Here is a 23250-nt window from a genome sequence, read left to right on the forward strand (position 1 = left end):
AGAGGACGGTCATAAGCCGTCCCCTCTCCCTATTTTTATTTCCCGCCGAGACCGTAAGTCGACTGAGCGACATTGACCATCTCTTCTTCTGGCAAATCTCCGGCGATTGTAAATTCGACACCGTCCAGCTCCCAAGTGAGCAGTCGTGTTTTTTCACCCGTTTGTGCCAGCACCCCGACTGTGAAGCCGAGATTGACAGGCATGCCTTGTTCATAAGATACGGAAGCTTCTGTCGGACGGGCTTCGATCAGCTTGTAGTTATACGCCCCTTTGTAGTTGAGGATGACTGTCCGCACGCCATCACGCGTCACTGGCTCGATATCGCCCTGCTTGACTCCCTCAGGCACGTAAGTCGGCACGATCACACCGAACTGGCTGTTCGGAAGCTTGGCGACCTGTCCGTTTGCGCCTGCCATCGTTGGAATTGCTGGCAAAGAGCTTGTGCTCATGTTGCGATCTCTGTCAAACGCATCCTTGTCAAAGGTAGGGTTGAACGAAAATTCGGTAAAGTCGATTCGCACCAGTGGCTTCATGCTCGAATCCATAATCTCCGCATGAGTTGGCTTGAAGTCTTCTGTCAGCCAAATCTTTTGCTTGGTGAGCGAGCGATTGCCGCTGTAGTTTGCTTTCACTTCAAAGACGTACTGCTTTTCCTCCATCTTCATTTGACGCTCCGCATCGTCAATAATGCTCTTCGCCAGCGTCTCATACAAATAGAGTGGGCCATTGTTCTCCGGCCAACCGCTCTGGAAGCGGAAGCTTTTGTTCAGGTGCGGAGTCAGGACAAAAACTCCTTCGTTATTGCGCAGAATGATCTGGGTAATTCCACGCTGCTTGGAGGTGAGCGCCACCCGATAATTCGTGGGCTTCTCATACCAGACCTGGACGTCATACTCCATAGGTGTAGAGCCCGTCTGCATAGTCAAAACCGCCTGAGACTTGTATCCGCTCATTTTCCCCAGTGCTCCGTTCAGGTCACTCACCACATCTTCTGGTGTTTTCTGACCGAAGCAACCGCCGAGCATCAACGTAAAGACCAACAATAACACCAGTGGTAAAGCTGCCCTTTTCATTCAATGAACTCCTCCTTGTCAACTTTTTCGACAAAGAAGGGCACCCCTGTCTATTTCCTGGGAAATCTGTCAGTCTTTCGCCTCTTGCAGCGCTCATCGTGTCAAAAAGCTGTACGGGGTACAAAGGACGCGATATCGCTTGATCGGCTGAAGACTTACCCTTCCTGTGTCAGAGCAGGTAGTCCCTCCTGATCTACGCGATATAAATGTATGTCCATCCTCGTCCCAATATGCAGACAAGTTTACAGCTCTTCCACAACCACCTGTGCCATAGCGTGCGTCTGACTGTGCGAAATGCTTACGTGTACACGAATGCGCGCCGGTTCCAGCCCCAGTCGGGTCAGTACATCCGGATTGATCTGCATCAACGGCTTGCCCGTTTCGCTCGGAGTGATTGCCATATCGAGAAAGCTGAGTGCCTGTCCGATCCCCGTCCCGAGTGCTTTTGCCCCGGCTTCTTTGGCCGCGAACCTGCCAGCCACCATCTCCGCCTGCCTGTGCGCCGATTTTCCCGTCAACAGCAGCTTTTCTTCATCGGTGAGAAAACGGTTGATCGCATTTTCCCTTCGCCCGATCAATGTTGCAACTCGTTCAATCTCTACTATATCCACGCCAATACCGACAATCATGGGCAAAAGCCCTCCCAGCTTGTAGATTCTGCTGTCACAGTACCATCCTCTCCGCCCTTTTTGCAAGCCAAACGAAAAAACCCCCGCAAGATGCGAGGGTTGTTGTCTACAGCTACTACTCAGTAGCTTGACCTGCTTGTTGGCCGGATTTTTGAGCGGATTGTTGGTTTTGACGACGAACTTCCGCTACGTTTGTTTCGCTAGCAAATTCAGTAGCAGTGTTTTGCGCCTGAGCCGCTTGGTTAGCTTTGTTCATTCCTGCTTGCTTGTTTTGTTTAGGCATCGTTCCATTCACCTCCTCGACGTCACTGAATATAATTTGTACCGCCCCCCTCGCTCATATCCATCCTAATTTTTCCAGACCGTACAAACTCGCTCCGATTGCTTCTGTCCTGTTTTCACCAGCGAACCGGGGTATCCTATAAGTGCAATACCGCGCAGGAAATCCGTAAGCAAGCGCGAATTAAGTGATCGACTACCACTTGAGAGGAGCGTTTTACATGGCTCAAACCGTTATTGTTTACACCCAGACGACATGCGGCCCTTGCCAGGAAGAAAAAATGTGGCTGACATCCCAAAACATCGCTTTTGAAGATAGAGATATCCGCAAAAACGACGCCTTTTTCCAGGAAGCCATCAACCTCGGAGCCAGCATGACTCCCGTTACTTTCATCGAAAAGGAAGGCGGCGAACAGTTTGTCATTCACGGCTTCGACAAGGAAGAATTAAAAAAAGCGCTGGATCTCATCTGATCCAACGCTTCCTAAGACTGATCAGCCGAACGAAGGTTCATCGGCTGATTTTTGTTTGACAATCGGTGACATATCTGGCAAGTGAGACAAAATTTGCTTAACGGCAGGAGAGCATTCTGTATTAACAGAGTAAAATACCCATGGTCCCTTGCGACGCTCTTTGACCAAACCATGTGTCTTTAGCTTAGCTAAGTGCTGGGAAACAGAGGGTTGGGAAGTTTGCAGAATCTCCACGAGATCACGGACACACAGTGATTGGACTTGCAAAAGAGCCATGATCGTCAAGCGCGTCTTGTCACCAAGCAGCTTGTAAACTTCGGATAAAAACAATACCTGCATCAAATCCGTTTCCATACGAACCCACCTTTGCCTTGCATATCTGTTTCCCAGTATACTATATGGCTTATATGATGGGGAAGATATGAACGTAAAAGTTCCTTGAACACTTCTTAAACATCTCGCTGCTGCATCGCTTCGATCAGCTTGTCCGCTGTGCGCGCAGCCAGCGCCATTACTGTGTTTGTCGGGTTGCTGCCACTCGATGTAACGAATGTGGAAGCACCCGCTATGAAAAGATTGGGAATGTCATGAGATTGCCCAAACTCGTTCACAACCGACTGCTCGGGGTTATTCCCCATTCGGCAGCCCCCCATCAAATGAGCGGTATCCGAGACGACATGCTCCGGCTTTCCGCCCATCGCTTCCATGATCCGGTTCATCTGCCCGATGGCATGCTGGTACAGCTTGCGGTCGTTTTCCTGATAGCTGAAAGTGACTTTCGGTATCGGCATCCCGTTTTCATCTTTTTCCCCGCTAAGCGTAACGGCATTGTCAGGATGAGGGAGCACTTCCCCTACCAGCGTAATTCGCGCATACATGTTGTAATCAAGCATCGTTTCCCGCAGTTGTTTGCCCCACAAAAAGGTTTTGTCTTCCCGCTCCGTCGCGATTGCTCCCGCCATGCCGACTGGTCTTGATCCATGCGCACTCAGCGTGTACCCTCTGGCGAAGCCGCGCTCCCGCTCCGTCTCATAAAAGTGCTGGGTCAAGGCAAGCACTGGCGTTCCTTTGTACAGGCGCACTTCTTCCGGGAGCCGCCCGTAGACGTCATGACTTGAATGAGGCATGATCGCTTTGCCTACCCAGCCGCTGGAATTGGCCAATCCTTGGGGGAACCGCGATGTCGCCGAGTTCAACAGCAAGCGTGGCGTTTCCACAACAAAACCGGCGAGAATAACGACCCGCGCCATCTGCCGATGCATCAGCCCCTGATGGGAAAACAACACTCCGCTGACTCGGTCGCCCGCCATCAATATTTCCGTGACCGTGCAGTCAGACAATACTTCCGCTCCTTCTGCGATCGCCTTTGGAATATGATGAATCAGACCACTGTACTTGGCATTCGGCATACAGCCCTGGTTGCAAAAGCCGCGGTTGATACAGGGCGGACGTCCGTCAAACGGAGCCGATAAAATCGCGAGGGGGGCAACTACGCTTTCGATCCCCAGCTTGTCGCAGCCTTCCCGGAACAATTGGGCGTTGGCGCTGATCGGTTCGCGAACCGGGTAAGGATACGGCCCCTGAAAAGCTCCCCACGGAAAATGATGCGGGCCTGACACGGCAATTTCCCGCTCGATCTTGTCGTAATACGGAGCCAGGTCATGATAGGTGATCGGCCAGTCTTCCCCGACCCCATCTGCTGTCCGGGTCATAAAATCGCTTTCGTGAAATCGTAAAAATACCCCTGTAAAATGAACGGTGCCTCCGCCGATTCCCCGCCCGGAGTTGTTATGACCCAGCCGCAAAGGGTCGTTTCCCGCAACCAGCCTCGTCTCCTGCCAGGCAAGCCGCTGCATGCTCAACTCGTCGCTGGCAAAGTCGCGCTGCGGGTCCCAGAACGGCCCTGCTTCCAGCACGACCACGCGCAGTCCTGCTTTCGCCAATTCGTACGCCAGCACCCCTCCTGCCGCGCCTGCTCCGACGATGCATACATCTGCTTCTTCCGCGTATTTTCGTACCAGGCCATCCTGGGAGGAACGTGCCCGATCCGCTTCGTTGGGATGCCGCTTCTCGTCGTTATTCGCCATTTGCCTTCGCCTCCCATGGGTCTGTCAATCCTTTTTCCACCCGCACATAACCGCGGGGATAAGCTGGCCCGCCGTAACCGATATCCGACCAGACGAGCGGGTGCGAATAATAGGCTTGCACGGTATCGTGCAGCAGCTTTTTGAAAAAATCGACGGCCGCAGCATGCGTCCACGCCTCTTGCTCCTTCACGCTGCCGCCAGAAATCCGCTTCAACACCTGCTCCTGATCGCCAGCGGAGAGCGCGCCAAACTCGCAACCGAACTCTGCGTGACTCTCAGCTTCCACACCTGCCAGGCCGAGACGATACAGCTGTTTTTTCTCCGGAACACCGACCTTGCGCTGCGATTCTCCGACGGGACTCGCGAGCGACTCATCGATATGCGCCACGACAAAAGTCAGCACCTCCAGCCTGTGGTCGTCTACAAGCACACTCACAATCGCTTGCAGCAAAAGGGCCTCGGCAGGCAGCAAGTAGCTGTGGGCGACCTGCGGCATTTTCCTGGCTCCAACAATTTGTCGCGTGTGACCATCCCAATTGGCGTGCTCTTCCCACACATCATAGGCAGGGTAACGTCTGTACTTTGCCATCTGCCCTCACCCCCAGAACAGGGCCAATAGCCCCAAAGCAGAAATCGCCGTAATGAGCAGAGGAAGAATAACCGGAGGGCCGACCAAAAAATTTTGCGATTGCGAAAATCCGCCTACGCGCTGTTTGACTCCTGCGGCGTGCAGATAAGCCCCGTACACGCCTCCCCCCATGCCGACGAACATCATCAAGGCAAACACCCACCTGAGCCATCCTGCATTCACGAACGACAACACAATAGCGGCAACCGCAAAAATCGGCAGTTCAATCACAGGCACCCACATCGCCCAATGCCGAAAGTTTTGTCTGGAATGAAACAGAGTGACTTGAACGGCAATCAAAATGAACGACAGTCCCGCAAACAAAATAAGCACACGCTCGATCGGCCAGCCCTGCCACATGGAAACATCCTCCTTTTGCTGTATGTTGCGCCTATTTTTCCCTTTGCTTCTGCTGTCCTATTCGAGTAAAAAAGCTATTTTCGGAAAACAGCCCTCTTCGCGTCCATAAAAAAACAAGCCTGCTGGTCCAATCGTCAGCAGACTTGCTTTATCCGTTTCTTTTAAAGGATCAGTGTCAGGTACAACCCCAGCAAAGTAATGATGAGAGTTGGCACCGTCAGCACAACCCCTGTGCGAAAATATTGACCCCACGTAATTTTCACGCCTTTGCGGCCCAGTACGTGCAGCCACAGCAAAGTGGCGAGCGAGCCAATCGGCGTTATTTTGGGTCCGAGATCGCTCCCGATGACGTTGGCGTAGATCATCGCTTCGCGGAAGACGCCTTCTGCTTGCGTGCTGCCAATCGCCAAAGCGTTGAACATGACGGTCGGCAAGTTGTTCATGATCGAAGACAAAATGGCGGAAATCAGCCCTGTGCCTAGCGTGGTTGCAAGCAAGCCGCAATCCATGAGCGCAACGAGCGCCGCTTTCACCAAATCCGTAAGCTGCGCATTGTGCAGCCCCCAGACCACCACATACATGCCGATGGAAAAAATGACGACCACCCACGGCGCTTCCTTCATGATCCTGCCCATGGCAATCGCCTTGCTTTTTCGCGAAACGAGGCAAAACACGAGAGCGGCGAGCGCGATGATGAACGAAACAGGCACATGGATCGACTCGCTTAGAAAAAAGCCGAGCAACAGCACGCCGAGAATCGGCCACGCCAGGCGAAACAGTCGCTGGTCGCGAATAGCCTCTCCCGGCCGCCGAAGCTGGGACAAATCTACGTGACGCGGGATGCTTTTGCGATAGTACAGAAACAAAACCAGCAGGCTGCCGCCGACAGAAAACAAGGTGGGCAAAACCATTTTCAGCGCGTATTCGGCAAAGCCGATGTCGAAATAGTCAGCGGAAACGATGTTGACCAAGTTGCTGACCACAAAAGGCAAGGAACTCGTATCAGCGATGAAACCGCTCGCCATGACAAATGCCAAAACCATCCCGCCGTCGAGCTTCAGTGCGCGAACCTGGGCAAGTACGATCGGCGTCAGGATCAGCGCTGTTCCGTCATTCGTAAACAAAGCAGACACCAGCGTCCCGAGCAAAATGACGTAGGTGAACATCAAGCGTCCATTTCCTTTTGCCAATCGCGCCATATGCAGGGCGGCCCATTCAAAAAAGCCGATCTCATCCAAAATGAGCGAAATGATGATAATGCCAACCAGGGCAAACGTGGCATTCCAGACGATCGACGTCACTTCCGCCACATCAGCGAGTGACACTACCCCTGTCACAAGAGCCAACACAGCTCCCCCTACCGCCGGATAGCCGATCGACAAACCTTTTGGCTGCCAAATAACCAATGTCAGCGTAACGATAAAAATCAACAATGAAATCCAGACCACCGCGTATGTCTCCCCTCCACGCCAAAAAGAGCGAACCCGCAATCGGTCCGCTCCTCTACCTTACTACAAACTTGCTTTATCCGAAACGGCCAGTAATGTAGTCCTCTGTCCGTTTGTCGCGCGGGTTTTGGAAAATCGTTGGCGTCTGGTCAAATTCCACAAGCTCCCCGTTGAGGAAGAACGCCGTTTTGTCAGAAATACGCGCTGCTTGCTGCATGTTATGCGTCACGATGACGATCGTATACGTATCTTTCAGCTCTTCCAGCAGCTCCTCGATTTTCGCCGTGGAGATCGGGTCCAGCGCAGAAGTAGGCTCATCCATCAAAATGACTTGCGGCTGGACAGCCAGCGCGCGTGCAATACAGAGACGTTGCTGTTGTCCGCCAGACAGTCCGGTAGCAGGCTTTTTCAACACGTCCTTGACTTCGTCCCACAAAGCAGCGGCCTTGAGACTGTTCTCCACGATCTCGTCGAGCTTGTGGCGATCCATCATGCCGTGAAGTCTCGGTCCGTAGGTGACATTGTCGTAAATGCTTTTCGGAAACGGATTCGGATGCTGGAACACCATTCCGATATTTTTACGCAACCGCTCGACTTCCACGCTGGAACTGTAAATGTCTTCATCAAACACCTTTACAACCCCGGTGATTTTGGTGTTCGGAACAGAGTCGTTCATCCGGTTCAACGTGCGCAAAAACGTAGACTTCCCGCAGCCGGACGGCCCGATCAAAGCTGTAATGGAATTTGGCTCAACATCAAGATTTATATGATAGAGGGCTTGTTTGTTACCGTAGAAGAGATTTAACTCTCTTACCGAAATAACACTCATGCTTTCCTTCGCTCCTTCGCGGTTGTAGCATCTGATTACTCAACCACTATAGCTCGCCAATGTTATGCTTTGATGAGGACTATATTAAGTTTCCATAAAGTTTTAAAGCTAGGTAAAGTTATGGTAAATGTTTCTTGCAAACCATATACGCCCCCAATAGTACACCCTACAATAAAGCTGAACGTTTTGTCGAATAAGGGGAGAGCATGTAATGCCGAGAAAAAAACGTATATTGGGCAACGCGTCGTTTCATTACCGATCGATTTTTACCAGATTGTTTTTCGGGATTTTGACTATGGTAGTCAGCATGATGGCCATTGCCGCATTCTTTATCAGTTATCAATCGGAAAGCACACTCAATGAAAAAACGAAACAGCAGCTCTTCGATGCATCCGGGTCTGCCTTGCAGGAAGTGAACAGCCGCGTACAGTCGATCATCACCGCTCTTTCCTCCTATGCTTCTACTTACAAAAACAGCAAAATCACAAACAGTCAGAGCTTCGGCATCTTTACCGACATGGTTAACAGCAATCCGACGATTTCGGAAATTCAGGTCGTTACAGCAGATGGGCGTTACTTGACCTTCCCAGGCTCCCCGCTGGACAGCTCTTATGATCCGCGAGCAGCAGACTGGTACAAAGGAGCGTGGGACAAGCCAACCGCTTTTGTTTCGGACGTGTTTCAATTTTCCGCAACCGAGTTTCCCAAAATCGCCGTGTCGATGGCTTTGCGCAACGACGAGGAAGAACCTGTCGGGGTAGTCGTAGCGTTCGTCTCCGTGCCAAAGCTCAGCGAGTCGATTGGACAAATCAAGCTGGGAAATACCGGGTACGCGATGATTGTCGATCAGCAAGGGAAGCTGCTCGCTCACCCGGATAAAACGTACGCCTTGCAGCGCCCCCTGCTCACGGAGCTGCCCGTCGTCTCCAATGTGATCGCAGGCAAGTCAGGCTTTGATTCGTTCCATATAAACGGCATGGATGCGTTCGCCGCCTACAAGTTCGACCCGGCGCTCAAATGGGGAATGATCGTCGTTCAATCCGTATCAGAGGTCAAGCAGGAGGTCCGCCGCTTGCAACTGACGATTCTGGTCGTCTCGCTCGTCGGTCTGATTTCACTGGCTTTGCTGCTCTATTTGTACGTTCGCAAAATTATCAAGCCCGTCAAAGAAGTCCAGCAAAAAATGACGGCTTTCAGCGAAGGCGACTTGTTCCAGACGATGCACGTCCAAACCAATGATGAAATCAGACAGCTCGCCGACAGCTTCAACCGGATGAGCGGACAGATCAGAACGATCATCGGCAAAATCCAGTACGTCATTTCCGATGTCAAACAGGTGGCCGAGCATGTCGGAACAGGCTCGCGACACTCCCACGCCATGCAGACAGAGGTCGTCTCCGTCACGGAGCGGCTCGCCCTGGAAATGGACAACCAGCAAGCCCAAATCGATGATATTCACCAAACTATGGCAGACATCACGCAAGAGTTGGGCCGCGTCACCCAATCGATGGAAACAGCGATCATGCAAAATCAGAAATCGCGGGAACAAAGCGCCAAAGCCGCAACCTCAATCGCCCTGTTAAAAGACAACATGCAAAAAATCTCGACGGATATGAAAGCATCCCTTCAGGCGATGGGTTCGATGCGAGAAAGCATGGATGACATTCGGGACATTCTCGGCTGGATTTCCTCCATCTCGCAGCGCACCAGACTGTTGTCTTTCAACGCCCGGATTGAAGCATCGCGAGCTGGTCAGGCTGGACTCGGCTTCGGCATCGTGGCTGACGAAATCCGCCTGTTGTCGGAGCAAACCGAGGAGGCCACTACTCGCATCCAACACGTCATCACGTCCGGCGAGAACCGGATGGAGCGCGTAGAAGCTTGTCTGGCAACTACCGATCACGCGACCGTCGACGGGATTCACACATTGCATCAGGCGACAGATATTTTCCAGCAGACGATCTCGATCAGCGAAGTTTTGACGACGCAGTTTGAAGCGATCAGGCAGTTGGCCGAAACGATCTCCAGTCAAAGCCAGGTCATTTTCCGGCGCGTCGACAGCCTCGCGGATTCCGCTCAGGAAGTGGTTGCCGGCACCCAGCAAGCCGTCGCCGCCAATCAGGAAAGTCTCTCGCTGTCTGAGCAGTTCCTGCACGATTCAGAGCGACTGGCTGGCATCGTAGAAGATTTGGAGCACGAAATCCGGTTTTTCCGGGCAGTAGAAAAGCCTTCTGCATAGAAGGCTTTTTTTGTTGCTTGTTTTGCTGTCTAGCGGACTCGTCGCACGGCGCAGCAGTCATCATCAATGCTTGGGGAGTCATGCTGCATTTCGTGGCCGTGGCTCTGGCTCCGGCGTTGCCCTTGCCCTTGCCCTTGCCCTTGCCCTTGCCCTTGCCCTTGCCCTTGCCCTTGCCCTTGCCCTTGCCCCGAGACTGTACAAGAAAAGGCCCTCCTGCGCAAGCATGCTGCCAGGAGAGCCTTTTCCTTTTCCTTCGCGATTCAGCCAAAGCGACCGCTGATGTACGCCTCTGTCTTGTCGTTTTCTGGCGAGGTGAAAATTTTTCCCGTTTCATCCATCTCGACCAGTTCGCCGAGCAAAAAGAACGCCGTCTTATCCGAGATACGCGCCGCCTGGTGCAAGTTGTGCGTCACGATCACGATTGTGTACTCTTCCTTCAGTTGCATGACCAACTCTTCGATTTTCATCGTAGAAATCGGGTCGAGCGCAGAAGCCGGCTCATCCAGCAGCAAAATGGTCGGCTGCATGGCAATGGCGCGTGCGATGCACAGACGCTGCTGCTGTCCGCCTGACAGAGACAGGGCGGAATCGCGCAGACGGTCTTTTACTTCGTCCCACAAAGCCGCTTTGCGCAAGCTCGTCTCGACCAGTTCGTCCAGCTTGCGGCGATCCGTCAATCCGTGAAAACGCGGGGCGAACGCGATATTTTCATAGATCGATTTGAAAAAAGGGTTGGCCCTCTGGAACACCATTCCGACGACCTGGCGCAAGCTCTCGATGTTGACTTCCTCACTGTTGATGTTGATTCCATCCACGACAATCGAGCCTGTCACGCGGCACGAAGGAACGAGATCGTTCATCCTGTTCAGGCTGCGCAAAAGCGTCGATTTTCCACAGCCGGACGGCCCGATAAAAGCCGTCACCGAGTTGCGCTCGACTTCCATCGAGATATTTTTGACGGCTTGCTTCTCGCCGTAATAAACCGAGACATTGTTTGTCGAAATAATCGTATCCTGCATGGTGAGTATGGACATCCCCGTCATCTCTCCTTAGTTGGACCCTGAAGTCATCTTTTTGTACACCCAAGTACCAAACCAACGGGCCGAGAGGTTAAAGAGCAACACAGCAATGATCAGAACAGCTGCCGCACCGTCTGCCACATCGCGAGCGTCTGGCGTCAGCCCCTCGCTGTTTACTTTCCAAATATGCACGGCCAATGTTTCAGCCGGGCGGAACGGATTCAGCGGAGAGGTCGGGCTGTTCAAGGAGAAATCAGCAAAGTTCAGGTTCGGCGAAGACATCCCTGCCGTGAACAAGAGCGCAGCCGCTTCCCCGAAGACGCGGCCGGAAGCGAGGATCGCCCCGGTGAGAATGCCCGGGAGCGCGGCCGGAAGAATGACGGAAACGATCGTCCGCCATTTGGTGATGCCAAGCGCCAGGCTTGCTTCTTTTTGACTGCGCGGCACGTTGCGCAGCGCATCCTCTGTTACGCGTACGAGCAACGGAAGGTTGAAGACGGTCAAAGCCAGGGCACCGGAGAACAAGGTATACCCCCAGCCCGTCATGTTTACGAAGACGAGCAAGCCAAACAGACCAACAACGATAGACGGCAACGAAGAAAGCACTTCTATACTCATGCGGATAAACTGTGTGAACTTGTTATCCGGCGCATATTCAGCCATATAAATTCCTGCTCCGATGCCAAGCGGCAAAGCAATCAGCATGGTCAGAACCAGCAAGTAAAACGAGTTGAACAGTTGCGGTCCGATCCCGCCTCCTGCGTTGACGATATCAGGCGGAGAAGTCAAAAAGTCCAGGTTCAGCTTATGCCAGCCTTGCGTCAAAATGAAGCCGAGCAAGCCGATAAGCGTACCGATAATCAGAGCGGCAATCAGAGTCAGCACAACAGTCGCAATACGGTCCATCAATCTCGCTCTCATTTACTTCACCAGCCTTTTTCTGCCCAAAAAGCGCAAGATCATAATGAAAACGAACGACATCAGAAGCAGCAGAAGAGCCATGGACCAGAGCGCATTGTTGTAAGGCGTTCCCTGAATCGTATTTCCCATGTTAAGCGTAATTCCGCTCGTCAGCGTGCTGATTGGATCAAGCAAGCTGCCTGGAAGCTTCGTCGTGTTACCGATCACCATTTGTACCGCAAGCGCTTCGCCAAATGCGCGCGCCATCCCCAATACGACCGCCGTCAAGCAACCCGGCAGGGAAGAATGCAGCACGACATTCCAAATCGTCTGCCAACGCGTCGCACCCAGAGCAAGCGATGCGTTCCGCAAATCTTGAGGCACAGCCTCGATCGCATCTGTCGCCACACTGGTGATCGTAGGCAAAATCATCAAAGCGAGTACGAGTCCCCCAGCCAACAGACTGAAGCCCAACACATCGAACTGTTCGCGAATAAACGGAACCAATAAAGTAAGACCTACATATCCGTATACAACGGATGGAATCCCAACCAAAAGCTCAATAACTGGTTTCAACACTTTTTTCCCGAAGCCCGGGAAGATTTCCGTCATGAAAATCGCTGCGCCAATTCCGAGCGGTGCCGCGATCAATGCAGCGAGAGCCGTTACCAAAAACGATCCGAGGATGAAAGGAAACACACCGTAGAGTGCAGGCTCGCCCTCTGGGTCCCATTTCACCTGAGTCAAAAATTCACTGATACTGACACCGTCAACAAAAAAGGTGGACAACCCTTTGGAAGCGATGAAGTACGTAATCGACAAGACGACGATGACCAGCAAAGCCGCACATACCATGGCGATTGTTCGCCCGGTCATATTCTCTGTAAATTGGCGTTTATTGTATGTCAGCATTTTTCGCGCAATCAGTGATTGGCGATTTGTCCCTACCCCTTCAATACGATGGTTCATGTTCTCCCTCCTAGAAAGAAAACGGCTTTCGAGCAAGCAAAATGAGGGGTAAGGCCCCCCCACCCCTCTATTTTGCTGTTGACCCGTGAGTGTCTTATTTTTGCGTTACTTTGCCTTCTGCATCACGTTCTACTTTCATGTCTGTGATTGGCAGGAAGCCCAGTTCAGTAATAGTTTTCTTTTGTACTTCTTCAGACAGGATGAACTCCAGGAAAGCTTTTGCGTTGCCAGTTGGCTCGCCTTTTGTATACATGTGCTCATATGCCCACACTGGGTATTTGTTCGATGCAATGTTTTCTGCGTTTGCTTCTACATCGTCGAGTTTCAATGCTTTTACGGAGTCATTGAAGTAGGACAGAGCCAGGTAGCCGATTGCGCCAGGAGTTTCCGCGATGATTTTGCGAACGGTACCCGAGGAATCCTCTGTGATGCCTTCTGCTTCTTCTTTTCCGTCCAGTGCGAATTTGCTGAATGTTGCACGGGTTCCGGAAGACTTCGGACGGTTTACCAGCGTGATCTTCATATCGTCGCCGCCAACATCTTTCCAGTTGGTGATTTTGCCAGTGAAGATGTCGATCAGTTGTTGCTTGGTCAGGTTGTCTACTTTTACTTTCGGGCTAACCGCTGCTGCCATACCAACAACTGCTACTCTATGGTCAACCAGTTCGTTTGCCGGAATGCCTTTTTTCTCTTCTGCGAAGATGTCGGAGTTACCGATTGTTGCTGCGCCGCTTGCTACTTGGCTCAGACCTGTACCGCTTCCTCCGCCTTGAACTTGGATTTGCACACCTTGATTTTTTGCCATAAAGTCTTTGGCCGTTTGCTCGACCAGAGGCTGCAAAGCGGTAGAACCAACTGCAGTGATCGGTTCACCCGATGTAGTTGTTGTCGAACCAGAGTTGTTTTGTTCCGGAGCCGGAGTAGCTGGTTGCTGCGCCGGTTGTTGCGCTGGTTGCTGTGGTGCTGGAGCCGCATTGTTGCTTCCACAACCTGCGAGCAATGCTCCTACAAATGTCAGCGCCATTAACATTTTGCTGAGTTTTTTCATTGGATGAAAATCCTCCTTAAAAGGTTCGGTTTGTTTTTTTCTCTCTTACAAGTACAAACTATACAGGTCGAATGTTGTAGGATTGTGATGCCATTGTTAAGCTTTTTTAAAGATGGTCGGGCAAATGTATAAAAGGCGGCACATCCTGTTCAATCAGGTTGTGCCGCCTTTCGCTTGCGGTTAACTATTTATTTGTTGCGGGTCAAAGGCTGCGATATATCGACATGCCCCATCAACGATTCCGTTTTCTTGCCGTCTTCCAGGATGACGATTTGTTTTACTTCCGGGAATTGAAAAAAGGTTTCTTTCAGCGAGTCCACTGCCATTCCTTCGCCGCTGGAACCGAGGTTGTACTGGTTTTTGCTATCCGCATCAATCGTCAACGTGCCGTCAGCAAACGTCAACGAATGGTACTGGAAGTCTTTCCAGAGCGGAAAATGAGCATCTGCCTTCACTGGCTTCCCCAGCAGCGCGAGTGTTTTCTTGTACTTCTCGATGTCTTCTGCAAACGAGATTTCCTGTTCTTCTTTTTGCAGTTCCATCAGATCGCTGTCGGAGTAGTAGACGGTCACGAGCTGTTTTTTCAGTGTCGGCTCTGTAGTCGATGGGTCTGTTTTATTGCCGGATGGCTGTTCAACAGGTGTTGTCGGCTGCGGTGCAGGCGTTGCATTTTGTCCGCAACCAGCCAGAAGCAACACAGCAAAAGCTGCCACCCCGATCATCAGACTTTTTTTCATCGTGAAAGCCTCCCTTACTGATAAGACTGATAGTATTCACGAATAGCCGCAGCAAGGGCTTTCGCGATTTTGTCCTGAAATTCCGATGAGGTAAGCAACGCATTCTCTTGCGGGTTGGACAGGAAGCCTGTCTCTGTCAGGACAGCCGGCATTTTGGTGTTTTTGATGACGTAAAAGCCACTTGCCTTGACGCCCCGATCCGGGAACTGCGTAGCACCTTGCAAATACTTGTGAACGACTTGCGCAAATGTTTTGCTGTTTGCATTGTAATAGAACGTTTCCGTTCCGCCTGTCGTCGGTTTCGGGAATGCGTTGGCGTGGATGGACAGGAACAGATCCGCATCCATCTCGTTGGCAATCGCCACCCGCTCTGACAGCTCATAGAATACATCTGTCGTACGCACCGGAACTACCTGAAACTCCGGATATTGTTTCAACAAGGCTATTAGCTTGTTTGCGACAGCCAGATTGTAATCTTTTTCGTGGTTGCCTGCCACGCCCAACGTTCCAGGGTCTTTTCCCCCATGACCAGCATCGACTACGATGAGGTAGCCTGTCTTTTTAGGTTTTGGGGTAAGCTTCACTTCGATACCGTCTTTCGTATACGCCAGATTATACGCGCTCTTCTGGTTCAACTCAATGACGACGCGAACCGTCTCGGGAGAAGCACTGTACTGGCTGTAGCGAAGGCTGGCGATGAGCGGCTCTTCCTCCGGCACACTCGCAGCTGCCTGCTGCTCATCGTTATAAGAATCGGAGTCTTCTGCACTCTGTTCGTCCTCGTCATCTGCGGAAGCAGCCTGCTGGCGATCCTCAGATGCTCCCGTGCTCGCTGCTTGTTCCTTTTGCTTCAACTCTTCCACCAAATCATCTGTCAAAGCCGTTTGGGGAAGATCCAGCACAATGCGATGGGGGCCTGTCAGTACAAAAGCGTTCGCCTGTACAGGCAGCTTCATATTAATATGTACGCGATCCCCATCTTGCTCAACACCTGTCAGATGATTAAGTCTTTCAATCTCGACCAAGTTCTTTTTCTGGTTCCAGTCAATCGACCCGCCCAGTTCGTCTTCCACTTGCTTCAACGGGAGAACCAGCTGGCTGTCGATCGTCATGCCGCGCTCTGGGCGACTCCAGGCAAAGCCTTTTTGCCCGACTTGTTCTGCCACTGCATCGGCAGCCACATACATCGTGTCAGACACCTGGTACAGCTTGATCGCTTTTTCAGGAGCGCGTCCGTTCAATGTCACTTGCGGCGTCTCATTGGCAATGACGGTACGGGAACTGCTGTCCCAACCTACTGTGATTCCAAGCGATTCCCCGACAAATCGCAAAGGCAGCAGCATGCGTTTCTGGGAAATGACAGGGGCTGTATCCAGCTTGACCTGTTTTCCGTTCAGTTGCGCTGTACGCGAGTCCAGCGTGAGGGAAAGCTGCTGAGATCCCTTCGTAATAACAGCTGTCCGGGTCGCTTCATTCCAGGCGACATCTGCGCCCAGACCTTCTGCGATGACACGGACGGGAACCAATGTCCGCCCGCTTTTGATCAATGGCGGTACATCCGGGGTAACTGCTTGTCCACCAATCATTAAGCTGACGGTCTCCTCAGTTGCACTACTTGCCGCAGCCGCCCAACCGGGGATAAGCAGCAGGACCAGCAGCAGCGCCAGAAGCAGAGGGTAAAATCGTCTTTTCATCCTGACCTCCTCCGTGATGTCTGATTTGTTATGTGGCGTTAGCCCATTGTGCAACGTTCACCATTCTATTAGACGCTAGTGAATCTGTAAAGTTTATAGTCTTTTCGTACCAAAAAGACAAAAGACTGCTCTTTTTTGACAAAGAGGCAGTCTTTTGAAAGAGAATCGTGTCTGATCCTGCTTGTTCTATCGAAGGAAGCGCGACAAGCCGCGCCTTTCTCTTCTGCTTACTTCCTGAACGGGTCCCTGCCCTTTCAGCATATTCAAGCCCCCGCTGGCAATAAACTGCTGAATCATGGACATGACAGCCGGATTTGACAGGACTTTGATTGAATCCGCTACTTTCGGGTTCTTCAGTTGGGGAATAGCCCCGCTCAAGTGCGGCAATAACGGCAGCAAATCTTCAATCGAGATCGCAGGCTTCGGTTTCTCCGGGGCGGACTGTACAGGAACCGGACGCTGGCGTCCACCGAACAAGATGCTACGCCGCGGTCCCAGACTGGGCGTAGCCTTCAGTCTTCCAAGCGTGTCCTTCATATCCTGCAACTCTTGCTTCATCTGGTTCATCTCGCGCATCACCTGGGCATTGCTCACATCATGCGCATCAGCCAGCCTGTGCATCGTCTCTAACAGTTGGCCCTGGGAGACGGCCTGCTTCTTTTTCCTTCGGGTCTTGGCAGCGATAATCCCACCTCCCTCCTAGATAAGCCCCCCCTTTATTTAAAGCGCTTTTTCAGGTTGTCGATGTCTTTGGAATTAACGCCTTTTTTGGACAGCTTATTCAGCAGGCTCCCGACGTTTTCGGTCTTGGACATTTGCCGAAACTGCGCCACATATCCGTTCAGTTCCTTGTCTGAGAAGTTTTTGCCCGCTTTTTTGCCCAAATCGCGAATGACCTCTTTCAAGCCTGCGTCCGTTTTCAGCTTGTCTTTGGGAATTGACCTTACAATGCTGAGCAATTTGCCAATATCCACAGCGATCCCCCCTGGTTGCAGTTTGTTCCTTTTTACTCTATGTAGCCAGGAGCACAATGGATTGGTCATTTGTCCATGCGTTGGAAAAAAAGAAAGAAGGGCATCCGCAGATTAAGGCTTGATATCTGCGTATTTGAAGTCGATCATTCCCAAGCCGTCCATAACCACTCCATCGACCTTTTTGCTTTGCAGCCAATTTTGTGAATAATAATAGATCGGCATGATCGGCATTTCGTCCATGAGGATTTGCTCGGCCTTGGCGAGAATCGCTTTGCGTTTTTGCGGGTCCTGCTCTTTTGCCGACTGGTTCAGCAGTTCTTTATACTGCGGATTTTCCCAACCAGTGTCATTGTTCCCACCGTCTTTGTCCTTGAACATCTCCAAAAAGTTGATCGGATCGTTGAAGTCGGCGAGCCAGCCAAAGCGGGATATTTGATATTTGCTTTGGTGGACATCTTCCAGAAATTTTTTCCATTCGGTGTTTTCCAACTTCACCTCTACGCCAAGATTGTTTTTCCATTGATATTGGATCACTTCTGCAATTTTTTTATGACTTTGGGATGTGTTGTAGGAAATGGTGATGGGAGGGAGTTTGCTGATTCCTGCTTCTTTCATTCCTTCTTGGAGAAGCTGTTTCGCTGTTTCTATGTCATTGTCTTTGAAGTAACCCTCAGCTTTAAGCCCCATGCTCGACGGCACATAACCTGTGGCGGGAAGGACATTCATCCACATTGCTTCTATCAACCCCTGCCGATCCAGCGCATAAGCAAAAGCTTTACGGATTTTGACATTATTAAAAGGAGCTTGCTTGGTGTTGAAGCGATAAAAATAAGTGCCTGCTATCGCTTGAGTGTTAAGTATCGGAGGTGATCCCAAATCCAACTCGAGATCAAGTGGGATTTGGGACAAAGGAGCTCCTGCCCAATCTAGATCTCCGTTGCGAAACATCGTCAGCTCTACCAGTTCGTCTTCTATCATGGAAAAATGAATCTTGTCCAATTTTACGTTCCCTTTATCCCAGTAGTTCTGGTTTTTCGCCAGAATCATCTGGTGCTGGGGCTTCCAAGTCTCGATTTGAAAAGGGCCGTTCCCTACAATCGTTTTGGGGTCAAGCGCCCATCGTGCGTTTGCTTCCACTACTTTTTTATTTACGGGGTAATAGGTGTAGAAAGTTGTCAGTTCCGTGAAGAACGGGGCTGGAGCGGTTAGCTCCACGGCCAAGGTTGTCGCATCTATGGCTTTGACTCCTACTTCCTCCGCTTTTCCGTTACCTTGATTGTAAGCTTCCGCGCCTTTCAAATAGTATAGCTGGTAAGCATAATTCGATGCTGTCTCAGGGTTCAGCGCGCGTTTCCAAGCATATTCGAAGTCATGAGCAGTTACCGGATCGCCATTGCTCCACTTAGATGGACGGATTTTGAATGTATACGTTTTGCCGTCAGCAGAAATGGTATAACTCTCCGCTGCTGCTTCATGGATTTTTCCATCTTTGCCTACACGGGTCAATCCCTCGAAAATTGCCCTAGTTACTGCTCCTGACGTTGAATCTTCCGCGATCCCCGGGTCCACAGTCGGCGGGTTCGAGTTCATATTCATCCTGAGCACCTTCGGCTCCGCCGCTTGTCCGGCATCCGCATACCCTGCCAAGCTTCCCCCAACAATCAGCATTGCGCTTGTAACTGCTACTACGCTTTTTTTCACGATCAAAACTCCTTATTTTTTTATATGGACTTCTACCATCAGTATACAAGCGAGAGGGATTTTTTGGGTGATTTTTCTAATAAAAGGATTGCGCCATGCTCGCCGACCGCTTGCCGCAAAAAAAAGAAGAGAAGCGTTAAAAACGCCTCTCTTCCTTATATCAGTTGCATCTCTTCAATGATTACTTGATGTCAGCGTATTTGTAGTCAACAGCACCCAGACCGTCGATGATTACGCCGTCAACCTTGTCGTTTTTAACCCAAGATTGAGTGTAGTAGTAGATTGGCATGATTGGCATTTCATCCATCAGGATTTGCTCAGCTTCTGCCAAGATTGCTTTACGTTTTTCTGGATCTTGTTCCAGAGCGGATTGGTTCAGCAGCTCTTTGTACTTCGGATTTTCCCAACGAGTATCGTTGTTTCCGCCGTCTTTTTCTTTGAACATTTCCAGGAAGTTGATTGGATCGTTGAAGTCACCCAGCCAACCAGCGCGAGCTACTTGGTATTTACCTTGGTGTACATCATCCAGGTATACTTTCCACTCTTTGTTTTCGAGTTTCACGTCTACGCCGAGGTTTTTCTTCCATTGGTCTTGAATCGCTTCTGCGATCTTTTTGTGACCTTCGGAAGTGTTGTAGGAAAGTGTCAGGGTTGGCAGTTTGCTGATGCCTGCTTCCTTCATACCTTCTTCCAGCAATTTTTTCGCTGCATCGAGGTCTTTGTCCTTGAAGTAGCCGTCTTTGTTCAGAGCCATGCTCGGTGGCACGTAGCCTGTTGCTGGCAATTGACCAGCTTGCAGGATGTTGTCGATCAGGCTTTGACGATCGATCGCGTAAGCAAACGCTTTACGGATTTTCACGTTGTTGAAAGGTGCTTTTTCTGTGTTGAAACGGTAGAAATAAGTACCTGCGATCGGTTGAGTTGTCATTTTTCCGGAATCTTTCAGAGCCGGAATTGCGTCTGTTGGCAATGCGGAAGTTGGAGCACCTGCCCAATCCAGTTCGCCATTTTCATACATGGACAGCTCAGTGTTCTCATCTTCTACCATGGAGAACTCGATTTTGTCCAGTTTTACGTTGTCTTTATCCCAGTAGTTGTCGTTTTTCACAACAACCAGTTTGCTCTTGTGTTCCCAAGTTTCCATTTTGAATGGACCGTTACCAACGATTGTTTTCGCGTCAGTAGCCCATTTGTCGTTGCCTTCAACTGTTTTTTGGTGAACTGGGAAGTATGTTTTGAACGCTACCAGTTCCAGGAAGAATGGAGTTGGGTTAGTCAGTTCAACTTCCAGTGTTTTGTCATCAATTGCTTTTACGCCTACATCTTCTACTTTACCAGTACCTTTGTTGAAGGCTTCAGCACCCTTCACATAGTACAGTTGGTAAGCGTAGTTGGAAGCTGTTTTCGGATCGAGCGCGCGTTTCCAAGCAAATTCGAAGTCTTTTGCGGATACGGCATCGCCGTTGCTCCATTTAGCATCGCGGATTTTGAATGTATATTTTTTACCGTCTGGAGAAATCTCAATTTTTTCAGCTGCTGCTTCATGTACTTTGTTATCTTTACCTACACGAGTCAAACCTTCAAAAGTAGCTGTGATGATCGTGCTGGAAGTTGTATCTTCCGCAATACCAGGGTCAGCTGTTGGCGGCTCGGAGTGCAGGTTCAATTTCAGTACTTTTGGTCCAGCTGCTGGAGCAGGAGTTTCCGTTTTGTTACCTGCTGCTGCATTATTATCTGCTGGCGCTGCTTGGTTACCGCCACCGCATCCTGCAAGTGCCGCACCAAGAACGAGGATAGAACTCATTGCTACGAAAACATTCTTTTTCATACAAGTAATCCCCCTTTTCTAAATCTTTTATCAATATACATGGTTTTATATTATTTTTAAATATGTTTTAGAATGATTTAATAAATTTTTATTTATTTATAAAGATGTTTAATCTTTTATAAAAAATAATTTATTGGAAAAATATAATAGCAAGTGCTCGACGTCTTTATTCTCATCTGGAAAACGTTGATTTGGCGCGGTTTTGTCGCACTTCTTCTCACAACACTCTTGGCGATCCTGCCCAAAATGGCTTATTGATGCGTGTCGCTATCAAACTCATTTTTTATTTGGAATTTTACAAATTTTTATTTTTCTCATTGCCCTCTATTCTGTTTTCTTTATGGATGAACAAACTCGACAAGCTTTGACGGCGATTTCCCTCCGCATTCAACAAAAAAAGAGGAGCTGATCGCTCCTCTTTCATTCTTTGCTATTATTGAATGTCTGCCCATTTCCAGTCTACGAAGCCCAGACCGTCCAGAACAACACCTTTTACCTTGTCGCTCTTCACGTAGGAATGAGTGTAGTAGTAGATTGGCGCAGCTGGCATTTCGTCCATGAACAATGCTTCTGCTTCTGCCAAGATTTGTTTGCGCTTCTCAGGGTCTTTTTCAACCGCAGATTTGTTCAGCAGCTCTTGATACTTCGGACTTTCCCAGTTGGTATCGTTGTTGCTGCCTTTTTTCAGCTTGAACAGATCCAGGAATGTGTACGGATCGTTGTAGTCGCCAGTCCAGCTGGAACGAGCGATTTGGAATTTACCTTGGTGCAGGTCATCCAGGAATACTTTCCACTCTTTGTTCTCCAGCTTCACTTCTACGCCAAGAGCTTTTTTCCATTGGTCCTGGATTGCTTCGGCAATTTTCTTGTGACCTTCGGATGTATTATAGGAAAGAGTCAGAGTTGGCAGCTTGGTGATGCCTTCCTCTTTCATACCTTCTTCCAGCAATTTTTTCGCTGTTTCTACATCGTTATCTTTGAAGTACGGGCTAGATGCTACTGCCATCGTTGGAGGCACCAGACCCATTGCCGGTTCTTGGTTTGCTTGTGTTACGTTGTCGATGATTGTTTGACGGTCGATCGCATAAGCGAACGCTTTACGGATTTTCGCATTGTTGAACGGCGGTTTCTCTGTATTGAATTTGTACAGGTACGTGCCCGCAATCGCATGCGTTTGCATTTTTCCGGAGTCTTTCAGAGCCGGAATCGCGTCTGTTGGCAGTGCGGAAGTTGGAGCACCTGCCCAATCCAGATCGCCGTTGTCAAACATGGACAGCTCCGTGTTTTCATCCTCAACCATGGAGAAATCGATCTTGTCCAGTTTTACAGCATCTTTATCCCAGTAGTTCTCGTTTTTCGCGAGAATCAGCTTGCTTTTGTGCTCCCAAGTATCGATCTTGAACGGACCGTTACCTACGTGAGTTTTCGCGTCGCCTGCCCAGTTTTGCGTTCCTTCAACCACTTTTTGGTTCACTGGGAAGTACGTGTAGAAAGCTGTCAGCTCCAGGAAGAACGGAGTCGGGTTTTTCAAAGTAACAACAAGTGTTTTGTCGTCACTTGCTTTTACGCCCACGTCTTCAGCTTTCGCTTTGCCTGTGTTGTACTCTTCCGCGTTTTTCAGGTAGTACAGTTGGTAAGCGTAGGTAGAACCGAGTTTCGGATCGAGCGCTCGCTTCCAAGCGTATTCAAAGTCTTTTGCTGTAACAGCATCGCCGTTGCTCCATTTGCTGTCACGCAGGTGGAATGTATAAGTAAGTCCATCTTCAGAAACGTCAATTTTTTCCGCTACGGATTCATGTGGTTTGCCATCTTCACCAATACGAGTCAAACCGTCAAAGGTCGCACGCAAAACAGCACCGGAAGTGGAATCCTCAGCCAGGCCAGGGTCAGCCGTTGGTGGCTCACTCTTCATGTTCATGCGCAGAACTTTTGGACCGCTTGTTTTTTCACTATTAGCAGAATTTCCTTGCTCTGCTGCTTTCTCGCCGCCGCCACAGCCAGCCAGCGCCGCACTCAGAACCAGGATGGAACTCATCGCTGCGAATACGCTTTTTTTCATTGGTGTTGACCCCCTTTTGTATGTGTAACACTCATGGAAAAGCTACTTCAACAAATATACTGCATTTTTAGTAATATTGAAGACATTTTAAGCAAGTTTAATTATGTTTTATTCAAAGATCAAATTGTATTAACGGAAATAAATTCACATTCTTCATTAAATGAAGTATGCCTCGCGACGGAAAAACTATGCGAACCGCGGAATTTTCGCCATTCTTCCCATGCAAAAACAAAGAAGCCTTCCCGTCTTGGCAAACGACGCCGGGAAGGCTTTCTT

General features: G+C 50.1%; 22 protein-coding genes. 2 read left to right on the forward strand and 20 right to left on the reverse strand.

The features are described from left to right. Nucleotides 1-35: 35 nt before the first annotated feature. From IRJ17_RS01625 to IRJ17_RS01635, 3 genes are all read right to left on the reverse strand, one after another. Nucleotides 36-1073 (reverse strand): outer membrane lipoprotein-sorting protein, encoded by a 1038-nt coding sequence (locus IRJ17_RS01625; protein WP_122966581.1) that lies wholly within the window; start codon nucleotides 1071-1073, stop codon nucleotides 36-38. A 242-nt stretch (nucleotides 1074-1315) separates the two neighbouring features. Further along, complete coding sequence (gene acpS / locus IRJ17_RS01630; RefSeq protein WP_173599861.1) at nucleotides 1316-1702, reverse strand: holo-ACP synthase; 387 nt, start codon at nucleotides 1700-1702, stop codon at nucleotides 1316-1318. Nucleotides 1703-1817: 115 nt separating this feature from the next. Beyond that, nucleotides 1818-1985 carry a gamma-type small acid-soluble spore protein gene (locus IRJ17_RS01635; RefSeq protein ID WP_063229453.1) on the reverse strand — a complete coding sequence of 56 codons (168 nt, stop codon included), beginning with the start codon at nucleotides 1983-1985 and terminating at the stop codon, nucleotides 1818-1820. A gap of 217 nt (nucleotides 1986-2202) precedes the next feature. On the opposite strand from IRJ17_RS01635, the gene IRJ17_RS01640 reads away from it, so the two are divergent. Beyond that, entirely contained in the window at nucleotides 2203-2454 is a 252-nt protein-coding gene (locus tag IRJ17_RS01640) for a glutaredoxin family protein (protein WP_122966583.1), read from the forward strand. Nucleotides 2455-2475: 21 nt separating this feature from the next. Here IRJ17_RS01640 and IRJ17_RS01645 read toward each other — a convergent pair whose 3' ends face one another. The 6 genes from IRJ17_RS01645 to pstB (IRJ17_RS01670) form a co-directional block, all read right to left on the reverse strand. Then, nucleotides 2476-2808: an ArsR/SmtB family transcription factor gene (locus IRJ17_RS01645; protein ID WP_063229451.1), complete on the reverse strand. Its 333-nt coding sequence runs from the start codon at nucleotides 2806-2808 to the stop codon at nucleotides 2476-2478. Nucleotides 2809-2903: 95 nt separating this feature from the next. Further along, nucleotides 2904-4541, reverse strand: coding sequence for a GMC family oxidoreductase (locus tag IRJ17_RS01650; RefSeq protein WP_229049803.1), 1638 nt, complete (start codon nucleotides 4539-4541; stop codon nucleotides 2904-2906). After that, nucleotides 4531-5130 carry a gluconate 2-dehydrogenase subunit 3 family protein gene (locus IRJ17_RS01655; RefSeq protein WP_242772911.1) on the reverse strand — a complete coding sequence of 200 codons (600 nt, stop codon included), beginning with the start codon at nucleotides 5128-5130 and terminating at the stop codon, nucleotides 4531-4533. Before IRJ17_RS01655 ends, IRJ17_RS01650 begins: the two co-directional genes overlap by 11 nt. A 6-nt stretch (nucleotides 5131-5136) precedes the next feature. Continuing rightward, the gene (locus IRJ17_RS01660) at nucleotides 5137-5529 is read right to left on the reverse strand and encodes a hypothetical protein (protein ID WP_063229449.1); all 393 of its coding nucleotides are present in this window, start codon (nucleotides 5527-5529) and stop codon (nucleotides 5137-5139) included. A gap of 161 nt (nucleotides 5530-5690) precedes the next feature. Further along, nucleotides 5691-6977 carry an arsenic transporter gene (locus IRJ17_RS01665; protein WP_122966585.1) on the reverse strand — a complete coding sequence of 429 codons (1287 nt, stop codon included), beginning with the start codon at nucleotides 6975-6977 and terminating at the stop codon, nucleotides 5691-5693. A gap of 76 nt (nucleotides 6978-7053) precedes the next feature. After that, the gene (pstB, locus tag IRJ17_RS01670; RefSeq protein WP_122966586.1) at nucleotides 7054-7806 is read right to left on the reverse strand and encodes a phosphate ABC transporter ATP-binding protein PstB; all 753 of its coding nucleotides are present in this window, start codon (nucleotides 7804-7806) and stop codon (nucleotides 7054-7056) included. A gap of 211 nt (nucleotides 7807-8017) precedes the next feature. Between pstB (IRJ17_RS01670) and IRJ17_RS01675 the strand changes: the two genes are divergently transcribed. After that, entirely contained in the window at nucleotides 8018-10045 is a 2028-nt protein-coding gene (locus IRJ17_RS01675; RefSeq protein ID WP_173598099.1) for a methyl-accepting chemotaxis protein, read from the forward strand. A 260-nt stretch (nucleotides 10046-10305) separates the two neighbouring features. Here IRJ17_RS01675 and pstB (IRJ17_RS01680) read toward each other — a convergent pair whose 3' ends face one another. The 11 genes from pstB (IRJ17_RS01680) to IRJ17_RS01730 all read right to left on the reverse strand — a co-directional run bounded on the left by pstB (IRJ17_RS01680) (nucleotide 10306) and on the right by IRJ17_RS01730 (nucleotide 22974). Next, nucleotides 10306-11079 carry a phosphate ABC transporter ATP-binding protein PstB gene (gene pstB / locus IRJ17_RS01680; protein ID WP_063229446.1) on the reverse strand — a complete coding sequence of 258 codons (774 nt, stop codon included), beginning with the start codon at nucleotides 11077-11079 and terminating at the stop codon, nucleotides 10306-10308. Between the two features lie 15 nt (nucleotides 11080-11094). After that, on the reverse strand, nucleotides 11095-11985 hold the full coding sequence (gene pstA / locus IRJ17_RS01685; protein WP_122966588.1) for a phosphate ABC transporter permease PstA: 891 nt from the start codon (nucleotides 11983-11985) through the stop codon (nucleotides 11095-11097). Next, nucleotides 11986-12933: a phosphate ABC transporter permease subunit PstC gene (gene pstC / locus IRJ17_RS01690; RefSeq protein WP_122966589.1), complete on the reverse strand. Its 948-nt coding sequence runs from the start codon at nucleotides 12931-12933 to the stop codon at nucleotides 11986-11988. 94 nt (nucleotides 12934-13027) lie between these two features. After that, a complete protein-coding gene (locus tag IRJ17_RS01695; protein ID WP_122966590.1) occupies nucleotides 13028-13981 on the reverse strand; it encodes a phosphate ABC transporter substrate-binding protein in 954 nt (317 codons plus the stop codon). Between the two features lie 188 nt (nucleotides 13982-14169). Then, nucleotides 14170-14718, reverse strand: a complete 549-nt coding sequence (locus tag IRJ17_RS01700; protein WP_173599863.1) for a GerMN domain-containing protein — start codon at nucleotides 14716-14718, stop codon at nucleotides 14170-14172. A gap of 14 nt (nucleotides 14719-14732) precedes the next feature. Beyond that, entirely contained in the window at nucleotides 14733-16412 is a 1680-nt protein-coding gene (locus tag IRJ17_RS01705; protein WP_242772914.1) for an N-acetylmuramoyl-L-alanine amidase, read from the reverse strand. A gap of 186 nt (nucleotides 16413-16598) precedes the next feature. Then, nucleotides 16599-16979: a hypothetical protein gene (locus IRJ17_RS01710; protein ID WP_229049802.1), complete on the reverse strand. Its 381-nt coding sequence runs from the start codon at nucleotides 16977-16979 to the stop codon at nucleotides 16599-16601. A 149-nt stretch (nucleotides 16980-17128) separates the two neighbouring features. After that, a complete protein-coding gene (locus tag IRJ17_RS01715; RefSeq protein ID WP_063229439.1) occupies nucleotides 17129-17386 on the reverse strand; it encodes a hypothetical protein in 258 nt (85 codons plus the stop codon). Between the two features lie 111 nt (nucleotides 17387-17497). After that, nucleotides 17498-19087: a peptide ABC transporter substrate-binding protein gene (locus tag IRJ17_RS01720; RefSeq protein ID WP_242772917.1), complete on the reverse strand. Its 1590-nt coding sequence runs from the start codon at nucleotides 19085-19087 to the stop codon at nucleotides 17498-17500. A 181-nt stretch (nucleotides 19088-19268) separates the two neighbouring features. Next, nucleotides 19269-20915 (reverse strand): peptide ABC transporter substrate-binding protein, encoded by a 1647-nt coding sequence (locus tag IRJ17_RS01725; protein WP_122966594.1) that lies wholly within the window; start codon nucleotides 20913-20915, stop codon nucleotides 19269-19271. Between the two features lie 433 nt (nucleotides 20916-21348). Then, a complete protein-coding gene (locus IRJ17_RS01730; protein ID WP_122966595.1) occupies nucleotides 21349-22974 on the reverse strand; it encodes a peptide ABC transporter substrate-binding protein in 1626 nt (541 codons plus the stop codon). Between the last annotated feature and the right edge of the window lie 276 nt (nucleotides 22975-23250).

Origin of the sequence: Brevibacillus parabrevis (genome assembly GCF_022701015.1) — a bacterium.
In the GTDB taxonomy this organism is placed as follows: domain Bacteria; phylum Bacillota; class Bacilli; order Brevibacillales; family Brevibacillaceae; genus Brevibacillus; species Brevibacillus parabrevis.